Source organism: Halobacteriovorax sp. RZ-2 (assembly GCF_043196685.1).
Taxonomy (GTDB): Bacteria; Bdellovibrionota; Bacteriovoracia; order Bacteriovoracales; family Bacteriovoracaceae; genus Halobacteriovorax_A.
In genome coordinates this window covers 892,956-910,133 of sequence record NZ_JBEBMR010000002.1, presented here as the reverse complement: position 1 = coordinate 910,133, position 17,178 = coordinate 892,956, and the positions used below count along the sequence as shown (strand labels likewise).

Genomic DNA, 17,178 nt, shown 5'->3' with positions numbered 1-17,178 from the left:
TATCACTCTCCTCTCCGATGAAGTAGTCACTATCTTAGTTAACACTTCACCGGAAAGGAGAATATATGTTGAAAGTGATGAAAGGGTTACAAAAGGGAATCGTCGGTATTGAAGGTTCAGGGCGTATAACTAAAGATGATTATATTAATGTTCTTGAACCAATTCTAGATGAGGCGCTAAAGAAAGAAGAGAAAGTAGGAATTTTATTTTACTTAAATGAAACTTATGAAGGCTACACTCCTGGTGCAGTCTTTGAAGATACGGCCATGGGCCTAAAATATTTTAACGTCATGAAAAGATGTGCCGTTGTGACAGACAGTGCACTTATTACGGGAGCAGTAAAATTATTTGCTCCAATCATTCCAATTGATTTTAAGTCTTATAATATTGACGAACTAGATGAGGCCAAAGACTGGCTTATGCGAGAAGTTGAATCAGATATCGAGTTTCATTTTGATAAGAATGACAATATCCTCACCCTAACTTCCTTTCATCCCCTACGTGTTAATGACTTTGAGAAAATTCAAAATCTACTCAATCAAGTTTACAAAGAAACGAAAGTCATTTCTGGAATTATTCTAAACTCAGAACAATTTCCAGGGTGGGATGATCTAAGATCACTGCTTAGGCATTTTGAATTCCTTAAGGACAACCGCGAACACATTGAAAAAGTCGGCATTTGTACAAGTAATCAACTAATTCGAAGCTCTGCTTCAGTTGTCAGTGATCATTTAGATAGTGTTGATGTTGCAGTCTTTGAGTACGGCGCGATTAACGAAGCACGGAACTGGCTGAGAAATATTGAATCGAAAGATGAGATGCGTGCCGTATGAAAGAAGGCCCTCTTTTAAGAGGGCCTTTTTTTGCTATTGTATTTATTAAAGTGAATCAATAACAGTGTTGAAAGTAGCTGAAGGTCTCATTGCCTTTGCAACTAATTCAAGATTTGGATGATAGTACCCACCCATATCAACAGCGCCACCTTGTGCACTATTTAATTCTTCAACAATCTTCGCTTCATTTTCTACTAGGTTTGAAGCTACTGGAGTGAAGATTTCTTTTAATTCAGCATCATCATTTTGATCAGCAAGAGCTTTTGCCCAGTACTGAGCTAGGAAGTAGTGAGAACCTCTGTTATCAAGCTCACCTACTTTTCTTGATGGTGACTTATCATTCTTAAGGAATGCAGTATTTGCTTGGTCAAGAGTCGCTGCAAGAACTTTGGCCTTAGCATTTCCAGTTTTAATTGCAAGATCTTCAAGTGAAACACCAAGAGCTAAGAACTCTCCAAGTGAATCCCATCTTAAGTGGTTTTCAGCTGTAAATTGCCCAACGTGTTTAGGAGCTGATCCACCAGCACCTGTTTCAAATAATCCACCACCAGCAAGAAGTGGAACAATTGAAAGCATCTTTGCAGAAGTTCCAAGCTCTAAAATTGGGAATAGATCTGTTAGGTAGTCACGTAGAACGTTACCTGTTACAGAAATAGTATCCTCACCTTTAATGATTCTCTCCATCGAGTAACGGATTGCTTTTACAGGATCAAGGATTTTAATCTCAAGTCCAGCTGTATCATGATCTTTTAGGTATTCATTTACTTTTGTAATTAGGTTTGCATCGTGACCACGATTCTCATCTAGCCAGAATACTGCCGGAGTATTTGTAAGACGAGCACGAGTTACACCAAGCTTAACCCAGTCACGTACTGCAACGTCTTTTGTTTGACACATTCTCCAGATATCACCTGCTTCAACTGCGTGAGTAAATACAGTGTTACCTTCTGAATCAGTCACAACAACTTCACCTGCAGCAGGAATCTTAAATGTTTTATCGTGTGATCCATACTCTTCAGCTTTCTTTGCCATAAGACCAACATTTGGAACTGTTCCCATAGTCTTTGGATCAAATGCTCCGTTTTCTTTACAGAAAGAAATAACTTCTTGATACATTTGAGCGTAGCTTCTGTCTGGAATACAGAATTTAGTATCTTCTTGCTTTCCATCTTTATTCCACATCTGTCCCGAAGTTCTAATTGCCGCAGGCATTGAAGCATCGATAATAACGTCAGATGGAACGTGTAGGTTTGTGATCCCTTTATCTGAATCAACCATTGCTAGGCGTGGCCCATTTTCGATTGCTAGATCTAGAGCACCTTCGATCTCTGCTTTTTTTTCAGCAGGTAAACCTGCAAGTTTTGCATAAACAGAACCAAGACCGTTAGCAGAGTTAACACCAAGTTCTTTGAACTCAGCTGCATATTTTTCAAATACATCTTTGAAGTAAACTTCTACACAGTGACCAAACATAATTGGATCACTTACTTTCATCATTGTTGCTTTTAGGTGAACAGAGAAAAGGATGTCTTTTTCTTTTGCGTCGGCAATATTCTTAGCGAAGAACTCTCTAAGAGCATTTGCACTCATAACACCAGCATCAATGATTTCATCTTTAAGAAGAGATACTTTTTCTTTTAGAACAACTTCTGTCCCATCATTTTGCTTAAGAGTGATTTTAACATCAGTTGCATTTGCCATGATTGCTGACTTTTCAGAACCATAGAAATCATTTGCATCCATGTGAGCAACGTGTGACTTAGAATCACTACTCCATGCTCCCATTCTATGTGGGTTTGCTTTTGCATATTCTTTTACCGGCCCTGCAACACGACGATCCGAGTTCCCTTCACGAAGAACAGGGTTTACAGCTGAACCAAGAACTTTCGCGTAACGAGTAGCGATGTCTTTTTCTTCATCAGTTGATGGTGCATCTGGGTAATTAGGAACCTTAAAACCGTGGTCTTGAAGTTCTTTGATCGCAGCTGAAAGCTGAGGAATTGAAGCTGAAATATTTGGAAGCTTAATGATATTAGCTTCAGCTTTTTTTGCTAGCTCACCTAAGAAAGCTAGGTCGTCTGATTGTTTTTGCTCATCCGAAAGAAATTCAGGAAAGTGAGCAAGGATTCTTCCTGCAAGAGAGATATCACGAGTTGTAACGTCGATCCCTGCATGCTTTGTAAAAGCTTTAACGATTGGAAGAAGTGACTGAGTCGCTAGCGCTGGCGCTTCATCAGTAATAGTGTAAATGATCTTTGAGTTGTCTGACATTTTACATCCCGTGTTATGTGTTTAAAGAAATTTATAAAACGCCCTATTCTATAATAAAACCAATAACTTCGTCCATTGGCTGCGCATCACGGAAAAGTAATCCAAATTATTTACTTCAAATTAGTTTGACAACTCATACACAAGTTTAAATAATCAACCACAATATCACACGCAACCATTTTCGGGGGAGAAAATATGAAATTTCTAGTACTTCTTGCGCTTGCTCTTCCAGCATTTGCAGGGCTAACAATTGATAAGAGTAAAGATATCCAAGAGATCAAAAAGATGACTGGATGCTATGCCATTAAATTTCAATCAGCTGAAACATTTGCTTATAGCAATGACTACGACTTCTACGATCGCTACTCTTCTGGTGCGCTAGAGTGGATCTTTGTTGATTCAGAAAATGAGGACATGGTAAATCTTCAACATATTCTAGTTACACCTCATGCCATTGTTAAGCACTGGAGACAACAGTGGGACTGGGAAGCGACAAATGCACTAGACTATAGAGGTTTTAGTAATTGGAATAATAAGGCCGTAAAGAATCCACAGGGAAATTGGGTACAAAGAGTTTATCAAGTTGATGACTCTCCAAGATATGAGTGTTCGGCGCCATGGATTCATACTGATAAAACTTCTTACTGGGAATGTACAGCAAATGCTCCACTTCCAAGAAGAGAATTCTCTAAGCGTAGTGACTATAATGTACTTAGAAGAACGAACCGCCATGAGCAGACTTCATACGGGCATGTTCATGACCAAGACAATATCAAATTAGATATGCTTGAGAATGGAATGGAACTTAAGTTGGCCATGGAAAAGAGCTACAACACTTACCAAAAAGTTGATGATAGCCGCTGTCAACCGGCCATTGATTGGTGGAAGACTCATAAGTACTTCTGGCGAGATGTTGTTAGTGTATGGGATAAAGAACTTTATTCTGAAGACTCAGTGAAGATTGATTTTAAGAAAACAGGTGCGCCTCTATGGGCAAGACTATTTGAGCTAGATGACCAAATGAGCACTAGACCTGCATACGACTCAAAAGAATCAACTCAAAAAATTAAATCGATTATTCAAAACCATATCCTAAGATAGAAAAACTGGGCCTCATCTATTGGGGCCCTACTTTGGCATTCCAATTGCTTTTATATAGGTAGATATAATTTAAACTAAACAATTATAGGCACTTATGAAAAAGCATCTGTTCTTTTTATTTACACTTTGTACACTTTCTACACAGGCAAAGCTCTACTACGCACCTGATGGCTCACAATACGAGCTAGGAGAATGCCAAAGTGAATGCATGGATAAGCTCGCTCAAGAGACGCCAGCACGTGTACTTCAAATCGTTGAAGGCTCTCGCTACAAAGACTTTCTATTAAGAGAGGCCCTGACAAAGTATCTTGAAAATGAAAATATCGAAAACTTTGATAAGCTCTACAAAGACTCATCATATGATAATTTTTGGCTTCTAAATAAGCGTCACGCTACTGAGATGAATATCAGCATAAAGAATGTCAGCGACGATCAAAAGCTTACGGCCGCTATCGATTATATAAAGAATAACCCTGACAAGATTAAAGAGAACTATCCCCTAGTTAACGAATTAGGACAACTAGTTGCAGCTAAGAATAAATCAGACAATGGTATCTCAAGTGTAGAGAAAGAACTGCTTAATGAACTGGATAGACAGAAGAAAATAAACCTTGGGGATCTCATCCAAGACCTCACTTACTATGATAGTACAAAAATGAATGGACTCTATGAGCTGCTCTCATTTGATAAGAGACAAGAAGTTGTCTGCCAGCACATTGATGAGGAAGTTGCACACTTTGATGAGTATATGACAGAGGATTGCAGGGAGTACGATGAATGTATCCAGTTAACAGAATCAACAATTTCTTCAATTAAGGATAACTTTAAAGAATACCTCACATATACTTGCAACGGAAGCTCCCTGAGCGACAATATTGATAATATAAGAGAACATGCCAAAGATGCACTCTCTTATATGTTTCCAGAAATCGTTGCAAAGCTAAATTACAAAACGATGATGGATGAATGTTATGACTGTGGCGTCACAAAAACAGAGGACTATATTATTCATACGCGAATTGTTCAAGAGGCCAATAAGTTCTTTAAGGTAACAAAGAAATGGACACAAGGCTGTGATGAGCTCGTGCGAGAAAGTTCATTCTACAATATGGAAAGAAGAGCTCTAAGGAAATTAAGAAAATATCCAAACCTTAAGATTAATGATGCGCAAACAAAGAGTTCGACATGTAAAGTACGACTGGATGCTACTAATTAATCTTCAGTATATGTAACGAGCTGATTGCCTAGGTCTTTGTAGGCCTTAAAAAGAGAATCCTCGTTTACCCATCCACTATCGTTAAAGACATCAAAGTTCTTTCCCCAACTATTGTGGACACGGTATTGATTTCGGCATTTATTTTGATCATCGCAGATCTTTCGAAAACCACTCAATAAGTAAGCATGACCTCCACAGTAGCGCTGTCTCTGCTCTTTTGGACACATCTCCATATACCTGACAGAAGGATCATCACAATAGCGAGTCCAAGTACAACTTGAAATTGCAGCGGACTTATCTTTTTCAAAAAGTTCAGTCATCTTCTTTCTAAATTGATCGACATCAGTGATACGCTCTTGCTTAAAGCCAATTGGTGGCAGCTTAATCTGACTTTTGTCTTCCTGACATTTTTGAGGAATCAGTACTTCATTTAAAAATTCCTCGAAGGCATTAATTGAAGTAATCTTTGTTGCCGCACGAGAGAGGCTATCTAACATCTCAGAACTAAAAGGAAAGAAGTCTTTAAAAAAGTCTTCAGTACACTTATTACAAACACCATCTTTTAAAGAGTTATCCTTAACCTGATGGTAGATCTCATTAATAGCGAGAAGCTGAGGATAGTCCACAATTCGAAAGTCATTATCTGGATTGTTGTAATTTTCAATTTGCTGATAAGGAGCACACTCTTCTTTGGCAAACTTAAGGCCAACCTTCTCCCCTTTTGTTAAGGCATCAATTACTTGAGTAAGGTTTCCACCATTAAGTCCTAGAAACTCACTTTGATTCCCAGACTTAAGTTGAGTCTTTCCTAAGACATCTAAAACTGAGATCTGGTCGTCTTTGCTACAGTTGCCACTTTTTAAACATGACTGATCCATTAAAGAAGTCATGGCAAATAAATAACATGTCCCAAATCCATCTTGATCGCGAACAATCGGGTTCGTCTTTACTTCGACTTTATTTACAACTTTCTCACTTCCCATAGGAGGAAGGTATTGATAGGCGCCATGCTCATACTCTTTCCAGCGCATATCTTCAGTGATCACTAACGAAAAAGTAGGAAGTGAAAGCATAAGTATAATTAACGATTTAATCATGGATTAAACTCCATGCACTCTTTAGGCTTCCATCAGAAAATAGGCAAAAGCCATACTGATTATTATCCTCATCTTTTAGAATTTTATACTGACTATTTTTGAATTCTTTGCAGGCCTTTGATCCTGGGTGACCAGTAAGCCCACTTCCCTTCTTTGGTGCAACCTTAGCATTAAGGCATAGCATAGAGCTGAGGCATTCTTTATTCATAAGAGAATGATTCTTTCCCTTATAAATCTTCACCTCTCTAAACTCGCCTTTCTTATAAATCTTCATTATCTGAAAATCTTTTTCTACGGCGAAAGTTAGGAATGGAATTAGAATTAGCAATGCCAACTTCATGTTTAACCTTCTGCTCTAAAGAACGTCTGAATTCTACTAAAGAACTTCTCAATCCAACTTCCTTCAACAGATGAAGGATTTCGTTGGGCCTCTTGAGTCTCGGCCATAACTTCAGCAACTTCCTCAAGAGCAAGATCCATCTCATCACCGTGCTCAATTGCAACCTCAGGGTTAGTCTCCTGAGACTTTGGCTCGATTTCTTCACCATTTTCATCCACTTCAGTAACTGTTGCTCTCTCCTCTAGCTTAGATCTTTGATAAAGATAGATTGGCGTTGAAGCAGGAACAAATTGGATAAGTTGGCCAATAAGGCTTCTCTTATGAGTAATACTAATATCACCACGAGCAACGGCCTTCTCTTCAGCGGCCATCATACGCTCATAAAACTTAGGATCTGCTGTTTTGGCATGTTCTTTTAAGATCTTCCACTTCTTAACCGCAAGGGCATCAACCATACGAGCAAAAGTAACAAGGATCTCATCTTTAGGAACAGATGTATTTACATTCTTTAAATGAGAGTAGCTCTTTTCAACATCATTTTTAAAACTCTTAACGATACTATTAATTTTAGGAAAGTGAATCGTTCTTGCCTGTGCATTATAAAATGCTTGAAAGATACGAACTGCGCGATACTTTCCGATTCGTTTTGATTTATAAACAAGGCCCATGATTGAATCAATGATCTCAGGCTGAAGCATAAGAGAGATTAGCCAGTTTACAACCTCAGCGTTTCTCTCCTTCTTAAGCTTTGTTAATAAGGCAACAGGGTTTTCATGAACAACTTTAGTTAGCTCCTCAAGATCAGGTCTCTTTACCCCTTTAAAGAAAACAGGTAGGCTTCGCTGCTCTTTTTCACTCTCCACACCAAGATTTGCGAGGAGAATTTTTAGCTGCTCCTCACATTCGCTATTACAAAGGTCACTTCCATTAAGATCCCTTAAGTGCTCTCTCACAAGTCGGTACTCATAGTAGTGATTACCAATATGCAGGAGGTTACTTTGTACTTCTTTGTCTAATTGAATTTTGAAAATTTCTGGGTTTGGTGAGTTTTCAAATTTCGAAAGAATAAACTCTTGAAATTCACTCCCATAGCCTTTTGAACTAACGTAGCTCTTTAGTTTCGTTTTTGTGATTTCAGTTGATTCAAATTTCTTATAAATATCAGAGAGTCTTTGAAATGAAATAAAGTTCATCTCAAAGTCACGAAAGAAGACTTCCCAGTCTCTTACGTTAACAGAATAGTGTTTCGTAAAGATATTATTATCAAGTCTTTCAATCTTTTTCCAAATGGCCAAAGTTGTCGCTGGCTCCTGGTGCTCACTCGAATTCCTCAAGCGATTATTTAAGATCTCAAGCTTATTGATCTTTTGTTTTAGTGCATATTCTGGTGTGTCGTAGAAAGAACTCTTTCTCATTCCAAGAAATGACTTAAGAACACCACCACATGATGCAAATGAATTAAACGTAAAATTGAATACAATTAAATAGGTAAATAATCTTCTCATAGGCCCTCGTCGTCTTATCGGTGACTTGGGCCTAATCTTTAAAGAAAACAGCTTAAATCAGAACGTAATTTCAACTACTTAAATAGAGAAAGGTATTGGCCATAGCCTTCTTTTTCTAGATCGGCCTTTGGGATAAAGCGCATGGCAGCTGAATTAATGCAATAGCGCTTACCTTCTGGGCCTGGGCCATCATCAAAGACATGGCCAAGGTGAGAGTCTCCGCTTGAAGAGCGAACCTCTGTTCTTGTCATAAGTAGTTTATTATCCTGCTTCATACTAACAACTTTTTGATCAATTGGTTTTGTGAAAGCTGGCCAGCCTGAGCCTGAATCATACTTATCAAGTGAGCTAAAAAGAGGCTCTCCTGTCACGACATCAACGTAGATCCCCTCTTCCTTATTATCCCAATACTTATTAGCAAAGGGCCTCTCTGTTGCATCGTTTTGAGTCACTTCAAACTCTAGCGGAGATAACTTCTCTTTTAATTCTTTTAGATCAGGTTTCTTATACATAACTTTATCCTTTTTATTTTCTAGTTTTTTCTTCTCACACTTTAGGGGCCTTGAGGCGACATCACGAATATAGCCACCTCGTCCTGATAATTCTTTATAGGCATTATAGCGTATCGGGTTCTTCTTATAATAGTCCTGATGATAATCTTCTGCTGGAAAGAATTTATGGGCCTTTTCAATGGCCGTCACAATTGGTTTGTCATACTTCTTACAGGCCTCAAGATTATTTTTTGAGTTTAGGGCAATTTGTTTTTGCTTTTCACTTTCGTAAAAAATCACAGTTCGATACTGACTGCCACGATCCGCGAATTGCCCTCCACTATCAGTTGGGTCAATATTTTGCCAATATATTTCAAGTAACTCTTCATAGCTAACAAGAGAGTTATCGTAGGTAACCTGAACAACTTCGACATGGCCACTGCTACCACTTGAAACGTCCTGGTAACTTGGACTCTCCTTTGTTCCACCCATATAGCCAGAAACAACAGAGTTTACACCTTTAAGCTTTTCAAAAGGTGCTTCCATACACCAAAAACAGCCACCACCAAATGTTGCTGTTGCCTTGGCCGCTAGAATATAAGGGCTTAACGCGACTAATATAGTTAAGAGAACAAACTTCATTTTACCTCCGTGAAACTTTCTTTAGCTTCCTTCGTATAAGTATTCGTCGCGGAAAACGAAATTGTTACATCCTAATCTTAACACAAAGGTCAGTTGCCGATTGAAAGAGTTTGACCTCGTGATTTTGGCTACTTAAAATTAGAATATGAAAAAATTTATACAATACTTTATCGATAATCTTTTAATTTCTAACGTTCTATTCTTCAGTGTCTTTGTCATCGCAATCTTTGCTTGGACTAAAATTCCAAAGGAAGAAATGCCAGACTTCGAATCTCCTTATGTTCGAATTATGACAGTCTTTCCTGGTGCCAGTGCCGAGGATGTTGAATTCTTTATCACTAAGCCAATTGAAGAAGAATTAAAAGATGTTGCAGGGATTGAAGAGGTTCGCTCTGTTTCTTCAACAGGTTCGAGTTCAATAACTGTTGTTATGCTTGAGAATTACCCTAACCCTAGAGAAGTCTATTTAGATATTCAGGATGCTGCTCTTCGTGCAGACCTGGCCAATGAAGCCGAGCTACCAACTTTTCACCAATTTAAGTCTTCTGAAAAAGCATATATTGATATCGGTTTCTACCTTGAAGGAAAAAGAGACTTATCGGTCGAAGATCGCGAACGTCTGCAACAATTAGTTCGAAATTTTGAAACTCAAGTTAAGACCCTACCTGCCGTATCAGGTGTTGATCGTAGTGGTTATCTTGATCCTGAAAATCATATCCTTCTAAGTCCTACAAAAATTAAAGAGAATAAAATCTCTATTCATAAAGTTGTTTCAAGCTTAAGAGAGAGTCATATTAGAGCACCTATCGGTGTTCTTGAAGACACTCAACAATCAAAGGTCACTTCCATTAATGAACTAATTGACGAAAGTGACTTTAAGGACCTTCTTGTCACAGGAAATTATGAAGGAGAAGGTGTCACACTCGATCAGATTGCATCGTTTAGAAAATCTTTTGAGAAAACAAATAGCATCTATAAGATCAATGGCCATGAAGGAATCATGCTTAATTTAAAGAAGAGTCACAATGTTGATATTCTTGAAGCAAATAAGGCCACTGTTGCATTTATTGAAAAGTATAAGAAGGGTCAACTCGATGATCTTAAAATCGTTACACTAGATGATGAGTCATATGATGTTAAGAATAGACTCGCTATTGTTGCAAGTAACGGGCTATTAGGATTTGCACTTATCGTGCTTGTTCTCTTTCTATTCCTCGACTTTAAATCGGGAATTTGGGTAAGTATGGGGATACCTTTTACTCTTTGTTTTACCCTGATCTGTATGCTTATTTTTGATTATACAATTAATAATATGACTCTTGCTGCGATTATTATCGTGATGGGGATTGTTGTTGATGATGCCATTATCGTGGCAGAAAATATTGGCCGAATCACAGAGGATCACAAAGGGACTCTGAAAGAGTTAATGGATAAGGTAACGACAAATGCAGCAAGTCTCTTAATGCCAATCACAAGTGCTATTGCAACAACATGTGTGGCCTTCCTACCACTTCTCTTCTTTGGTGGTTGGTTTGGAAAGTTTGTCTATGTCCTCCCATTTATTATTACCATGATGCTTGTGGCCTCTCTACTAGAGTCCTTCACTGTTCTTCCGGCCCACGTTTTCCAGAGAAAGCCTAAGAAGAAGCATGATGATGAATTAAGTTGGTTTAGAAAGTATGAAGGTATCTATGCAAAAGTTCTAACTAAGGCCCTAAACTACCGTGCTCTAATTATCGTGGCCTTCATTGCCTCGACAGCTCTTTCTGGCTACCTCTTTAAAAGCAAACTGAAGTTTGTTATGTTCCCAAGAGAAGAAAGTAAGGAACTAAGTTTAAGTGTTTATACGAAGAAAGGTACATCAAAAGATGAAATGAATGAATATCTAAAGCCAATCGAGGACATCCTTCTGTCACAAACGAAGGAGCTTAGCATCGTTGGTTTCCGTTCTAACGTGGGACAATCAAGACGCGGTGGTGCCGTTAATTACAACCGTGCCAATATCAATATTGAAATTTTACCGGCAGATGAAAGAAAGCTCTCGGCCAACCAGATTATCGATATTCTTAAAGACAAAATGAAAGATCTGCCAAATATTGAGCAGGTACGCTTCTTTAAGTCTCGTTGGGGAAGTGGCTCAGGATCAACGATTGAAATACAAATTCAAGAAAATGATGACAAGATCAGAGCAGAGATCGCAGATCTACTTGCGCAACACCAAAAAAATAATAAGACTCTAAAGAATGTAGAAATTGAAAGGCCAATTAATACAAAAGAATATAATTTTAAAATTAATCAAAATGAGATTTTAAGATTTGGGCTTACGCCAAGTGATGTAACCACTTCCCTTCGTACTTTCGTCCAAGGTACAGTTCTCTATACTCTTAAGAGTACCGATGAAGAAGTTGAAGTTAGGCTTACAGTGGCCAAGAACTACAAGGTTGATATAGAAAGACTAAAGCAACTAAGAATTGATAATGGAACTGGTGGCTACGTACCAATTTCTCGCTTTATTACAATTGAAGAAGTGATTAAACCATCTAATATTGAGCGCGTCGATTATAAGCGAACAACGATGGTCTACTCTGATATTGAAGAAAGCTCTGGTATCACTCCTCTAGAAGTAGCAGATCAGTACGAGAACGAAGTCTTTCCAGATATCCTAAAAAAGTATCCTTCATCAATTATTAACTTTGTTGGTGAAATTGAAGAGACAAGAGAGTCAACTGGTGATTTTATGATGGCCGGCTTCCTCGTTATCGCTCTTATCTATATGATTTTAACAATCCAGTTTAAGTCTCTTTCGGCACCTCTGATTATCATGACAATTATTCCAATTGGAGTTTCTGGAGTTATCTATATTCTTATGGCCCACAATATGGAGATCTTTGGCTTCTTCGCAGTTATTGGTGCCCTAGGAATGGTTGGGGTTGTTGTTAACGACTCCATTGTCCTCATTGATAAACTCATCAAAGACACAAAGTTTACTACTGATAAGAAGGAGCTATACAAACAAATTGGTCAAATCTCTTCAACGAGACTTAGAGCGATTATCCTGACAACACTAACAACAGTTATTGGGGTTCTGCCAACGGCCTACGGCTTTGCGGGGTACGATTCAATGCTATCAGAAATGATGCTAACTATGGGTTGGGGCCTTGCAATCTCAACAGTCATCACATTATTCTTAACGCCTGCAATCTTCTCATTTCTGTCGAGGTTTCTAGTGACAGAAGATCTGCCAGAAGAAGAGGCCTTCTTAAATAATAATTAATCTTATAAACACCTGATATTACGATAAAACATTATAGTATCAGGTGTTTTCTACAATAAAATAAATTGTCCATTTTTTTAACGGCCTTTTACGTTTTTTCAACTTCACCAAGACAAAGACTAAATAATGTTAATTTCTTCATATGATCAAATTCAGTATTTTGAAGAAATTTCTAATAATACTCCTAGGTACATACCTAGTGTGTTCTCCTTTGGCCTTTGCCCAAGATAGTACAGGTCAGCTTGAGCTCTCAATACAAGAGCTTGCTATTTTTAATGACCTAGGTGAAGACGTAGGCAGTAAGTTAATTTACGGAGTCAATGAGCTTGAAACAAAAGTTGGTGAAAAGCTTGATGTCGAAAAAATCACTAATGATCTCGAAAATCTAAAAAGAGAAAATGAAGAGCTTTATGAGAATGTTGAGTTAGAGGTGCTACCTCTTGATGAAACACACGTCTCAATAAAGTTTGAGATGCAAAAGAAGAGGCTTATTAAAAGAGTTATCATTAAACTATTTGATGATGGAAACTTAGAAGAAGAGATTTCTAATGACTTAAGATCTAAGCTAAAGCTTCGTCGAGGTGCTTTCTTTAAATCGAAACAAATGCTTGAAGACCTAAGCACGATCGAAGATTTTTATAAATTAAAAGGTCATGCCTTAGTTGAAGTAAAGAAGAGCTTAAAGCTTAACCGAGAAGATGAGATTAGTATCATCTTTGACATCCATCTCAACTCACCAGAGATCAAAATTGATGATATTAAATTTCAAGGTAATCATTCCTTTAAGTCACGACAATTAAAAGAGCTTATTTCTTCAAAAGAAAGTCACCTCTTTTCCAAGAATCTTTTTATTGAAAAGACGCTTTATGAAGATACAGAAACGATCAAAAAACATTATATGGAGCAAGGCTTTATCAATGTAGAAGTTACTCCATCTTTTGAAATAGATAAGAATAAAGCTAATCTGCGCTTTTTGATAAAAGAAAATAATCAGCTAAAACTCGACCACTTATCAATTGACGGGAATTATCTCTTTTCAAATGATGAGATCTTAAAAACCTTAGCTATCGAACTGCCGTCAGTATTTTCGATTAAAAAGCAAAGAGAGGCCATTCAAAAGCTTAGAGAGCTCTATGGCCAAAAAGGATATGTCTTTGCTCATATCACAATGAACTACGATCAAAACCAAAAAAGCGCTAAGTTAAAGATTGAAGAAGGTGCTGCTCAAAAAATTATAAAGATGGAGATTGTCGGAAACACAAAGACATCACCAGAAGTCATTTATGAAATTATTTCAATCTACAATGGACAGCTTGTTGATACGAAGAAAATTAATGAATCGATTCTTGCTCTTTATAAGAGTGGATATTTCAAAGATGTTAAGATTGACTATACTCCAATGACCAAAAATGCTGGAAAAATCATTATTCAAGTTCAGGAGAATAGCACCCAAACAATTCAATTTTCATTAGGCTCTGTTTACGGAGGAGCCGGCTTTGGAGTTTCACTAAGTGATGGCAATCTATTTGGAACAGGAAGTTCTCTGGCCTTAACAACGATGATCTCAAAAGAGATCAACCGTATTGGACTGGTTTACAATGACCAACATCTTTTCGGGACAAATATTAGTCTTAATCTTTCTGCCAATCATGATACGGAAAGAAGTTTTCATTATAACGAAAATAAAACGGCCATCAGGATTCTTTTTGAGAAGCAGTTAACGAAGAATATTAAGCTAGGTTTAGGAACAAGGCTTGAGTATATTTCGGTAAATAGTTTATCACAACAGTACGCTTCAGAAATAGACCTTTCAGACACAAAGGATGTTGTGAGCGGACTTATTGGCTCTTTTGCCTATCAATTTGAAGATTCAAATGAAGCAGGACTTAGAACGAATGGAACAATTTCGATTCACCTACTTCCCTCTTTTAACAAGCAAGAGCTCTTCTTTAAAAGTATTGTGAATGCACAAATCGCACGAGATATTTATCGCAATCAAGACGGTGCAGCTCATCGTCTATCAGGAAGAATCACACTGGGCTATGCCTCTGAGCAGACTCCATTCTATGAGCGCCTCCAAGGTGGTGGAAATGGAACAATTAGAGGTTTTGAGTACGGCTCAATCAGTAAAGATGGACAGCTTGGATCAAACTCAATGGTCTCGGCCAATCTAACGTATAGCATGCCTATTTATAAAGACGTCTTTAGTGGTGTTCTTTTTCTAGATGCTTTTAGTCCGGGTGATAGCTCATTTGCTCTTGATGACTTTAGGCTTGTCGGAGGTCTTGGCCTAAGGGCAAAAATGGATGCTGGATTTGTTTCTGAAACATTTGAGGCAGGCCTAACAATACCACTACTTAGTAAAGACTCAGATATGACAAAACCATTTTATTTTATTATCGGGGAATACGACCCTGCTTATAACCTATAAGGAGATTAAATATGACTTTAAATCAATTGTCTCAACTTATTACCGCCTTGGCCTTGCTCGGTTCCGTAGGAGTCCAAGCAAAGAGTTTAGAAGTCTGTGATAGACTTCAAAAGGACATCAAGCTTGAAGAAGTCGATTTTCAAGAAGCATTAAATGATGCACATGATTTGTCAGGCTCTGCAAAGCATTGTAAGGCAGCAAGAAGCTATCAATTGGCCCTTGTAAAGGATCAAAAGCTTGCCCTTGATCAAGGTGTTGATATCAAATTACTCAATGAGCTCTATGAAGGAAACTTCTTAAATGACTATGCAAATTTCTCACTGTCACTAAAGAAGCTCGTTAAGAATCATCCGCAATCAGAGAAGATTCACTACCAACTTGCAGACCTCTACAATCAGAACTTACCAACTGATATAAAGAATATGCCAATTGGTAATTTCGTCAAGGCCGATGGTAGTGCTAATGATATCGTCAATGAAGCTATTATGATTCAAGAAGATTTCATAAAGAACTATCCTAATTCGATGCTCGTAAATGATATCTCAAATAAGCTCAATAATTCAAAAACAAAGCGATTAGAGAAAACTCTATCAGACTTTAAATATGAAGTTTGGCTGAATAAGAAATCTAAAGACAAGGATATCTATGAGTATCAAGCGGCGCTCCTAATGGAGGAAGTGGCCTCTAATGAAGATGGACGTGTAAAAGCACAGGCCCTGCTCGAATTATTTGAGCTATATAATGACCATCAAACAAAGTTAACGGACGCAAAAGATAGAATGGCACAAATCGCTTATCTTCTAATAAGTGAAAGCGAGTATGTAAAAAGTCGTGAAACAAAGAAGATCAATAAAGCACTTAAGAAGTCACAGGTAGAATTGGCCAAGGCCGACGAGGACCAGTTAAATCAGGAAGTTCAAGAAGCAAGTGAGATTAAGAAATCTCTTCTTAGTGACGCTGATTTAAAAGAGCTTATTAAGAATAAGAAAGGCCGTGATCGTTCAATCTTTATGCCTATCGAATTCTCTGACTCAGAGAAATCACTGATGTTAAGAACTCTAGGAGTTGTTGGAGTTATGATGGCATTTGACCAACCAATGATGGACTTCGTTCAAGACAATAAGAATGACACACTAACGACGATTACTGACTTTACAAATAATTACGGTGAAGCAGCAGGACTTGTTCCACTAGTGGGAGCTTCTATGGCCATTGGTCTCGTTTTTAAAAATGACCAATTTAAGCGTGCAGCAGTTAGAAGTGTTGGTGCCGTACTCATTGGGCAATTGGCAACGCAACTTCTTAAGTCGCTAAGTTCTCGTGCTAGGCCTCGTGAAGGAAAAGGGCCATACCACTTTGATGGTGTAAATTTTGGTCGAAATAATACGTCATTTTCTTCAGGTCACTCTGCAGGTGCTTGGTCAGTTATGACAGTTTTTGCCACAGAATTTAAAGACACTAAGATTGTCCCTATTGCAGCTTACTCTCTAGCGGCCCTAACAAGTTTTGCACGAGTTTATAAGAATGCTCACTGGTTTTCAGATGTGACTCTAGGAGCGCTAATTGGATGGGTTTCCGGTAAGTTAATGTATAAATTATTTGATAAAAAACAAGACGGCCCAGTAACATTTACGCCTGTAACTGGTGACCTAAACGGTGGTGCGGTAACATACAAAGTAGATGGACAAAAGGATCTTAAGGCTTGGCCAATTGACTACTATAAATTAGTATTTTCACAAGCATCTAAAGAATAAATAGCAACGAGGAAAGAAAACTGAAAGCGATTTTCACTCTTATATTTACAATAATCATTGCTCTAGGTACTAGCATTAGTACCTGGGCATTTGATTTTGTCGTCGAGGAAAATCACGCGGTTTTAAGAGAAATCGAGCATCTTGTCGATAAGAGATGGAGTAATCTCGAAGCGCTTCAAGATAATGAAGAATGGATAGAGACTCAACTTAAGCTTCAGTACTT

At 37.9% G+C, this 17,178-nt stretch carries 11 protein-coding genes; 6 read left to right on the top strand and 5 right to left on the bottom strand.

Annotated features, from left to right (window positions below):
* Positions 1–65 precede the first annotated feature (65 nt).
* Positions 66–833 (top strand): STAS/SEC14 domain-containing protein, encoded by a 768-nt coding sequence (locus ABMA78_RS10440; protein ID WP_392859876.1) that lies wholly within the window; start codon positions 66–68, stop codon positions 831–833.
* Positions 834–878: 45 nt separating this feature from the next.
* Here the strand turns inward: ABMA78_RS10440 and ABMA78_RS10435 are convergent, their stop codons facing one another.
* Complete coding sequence (locus ABMA78_RS10435; protein ID WP_392859874.1) at positions 879–3,104, bottom strand: NADP-dependent isocitrate dehydrogenase; 2,226 nt, start codon at positions 3,102–3,104, stop codon at positions 879–881.
* 195 nt (positions 3,105–3,299) lie between these two features.
* On the opposite strand from ABMA78_RS10435, the gene ABMA78_RS10430 reads away from it, so the two are divergent.
* Together ABMA78_RS10430 and ABMA78_RS10425 are read left to right on the top strand one after the other, a co-directional pair.
* Entirely contained in the window at positions 3,300–4,205 is a 906-nt protein-coding gene (locus ABMA78_RS10430; RefSeq protein ID WP_392859872.1) for a DUF6607 family protein, read from the top strand.
* A gap of 94 nt (positions 4,206–4,299) precedes the next feature.
* Positions 4,300–5,421 carry a hypothetical protein gene (locus tag ABMA78_RS10425; RefSeq protein WP_392859870.1) on the top strand — a complete coding sequence of 374 codons (1,122 nt, stop codon included), beginning with the start codon at positions 4,300–4,302 and terminating at the stop codon, positions 5,419–5,421.
* Here the strand turns inward: ABMA78_RS10425 and ABMA78_RS10420 are convergent.
* The 4 genes from ABMA78_RS10420 to msrA form a co-directional block, all read right to left on the bottom strand.
* Positions 5,418–6,518 carry a hypothetical protein gene (locus ABMA78_RS10420; protein WP_392859868.1) on the bottom strand — a complete coding sequence of 367 codons (1,101 nt, stop codon included), beginning with the start codon at positions 6,516–6,518 and terminating at the stop codon, positions 5,418–5,420. The two genes, ABMA78_RS10425 and ABMA78_RS10420, sit on opposite strands and share 4 nt — an antisense overlap.
* A complete protein-coding gene (locus tag ABMA78_RS10415; protein WP_392859867.1) occupies positions 6,511–6,858 on the bottom strand; it encodes a hypothetical protein in 348 nt (115 codons plus the stop codon). Before ABMA78_RS10415 ends, ABMA78_RS10420 begins: the two co-directional genes overlap by 8 nt.
* A gap of 2 nt (positions 6,859–6,860) precedes the next feature.
* Complete coding sequence (locus tag ABMA78_RS10410) at positions 6,861–8,363, bottom strand: hypothetical protein (protein ID WP_392859865.1); 1,503 nt, start codon at positions 8,361–8,363, stop codon at positions 6,861–6,863.
* Positions 8,364–8,437: 74 nt separating this feature from the next.
* A complete protein-coding gene (msrA, locus tag ABMA78_RS10405) occupies positions 8,438–9,496 on the bottom strand; it encodes a peptide-methionine (S)-S-oxide reductase MsrA (RefSeq protein WP_392859863.1) in 1,059 nt (352 codons plus the stop codon).
* Positions 9,497–9,641: 145 nt separating this feature from the next.
* On the opposite strand from msrA, the gene ABMA78_RS10400 reads away from it, so the two are divergent.
* The 3 genes from ABMA78_RS10400 to ABMA78_RS10390 all read left to right on the top strand — a co-directional run bounded on the left by ABMA78_RS10400 (position 9,642) and on the right by ABMA78_RS10390 (position 16,955).
* The gene (locus ABMA78_RS10400) at positions 9,642–12,770 is read left to right on the top strand and encodes an efflux RND transporter permease subunit (protein ID WP_392859861.1); all 3,129 of its coding nucleotides are present in this window, start codon (positions 9,642–9,644) and stop codon (positions 12,768–12,770) included.
* 142 nt (positions 12,771–12,912) lie between these two features.
* Positions 12,913–15,201 (top strand): outer membrane protein assembly factor, encoded by a 2,289-nt coding sequence (locus tag ABMA78_RS10395; protein ID WP_392859859.1) that lies wholly within the window; start codon positions 12,913–12,915, stop codon positions 15,199–15,201.
* An 11-nt stretch (positions 15,202–15,212) separates the two neighbouring features.
* Entirely contained in the window at positions 15,213–16,955 is a 1,743-nt protein-coding gene (locus tag ABMA78_RS10390; protein ID WP_392859856.1) for a phosphatase PAP2 family protein, read from the top strand.
* The last annotated feature ends 223 nt before the right edge of the window (positions 16,956–17,178 follow it).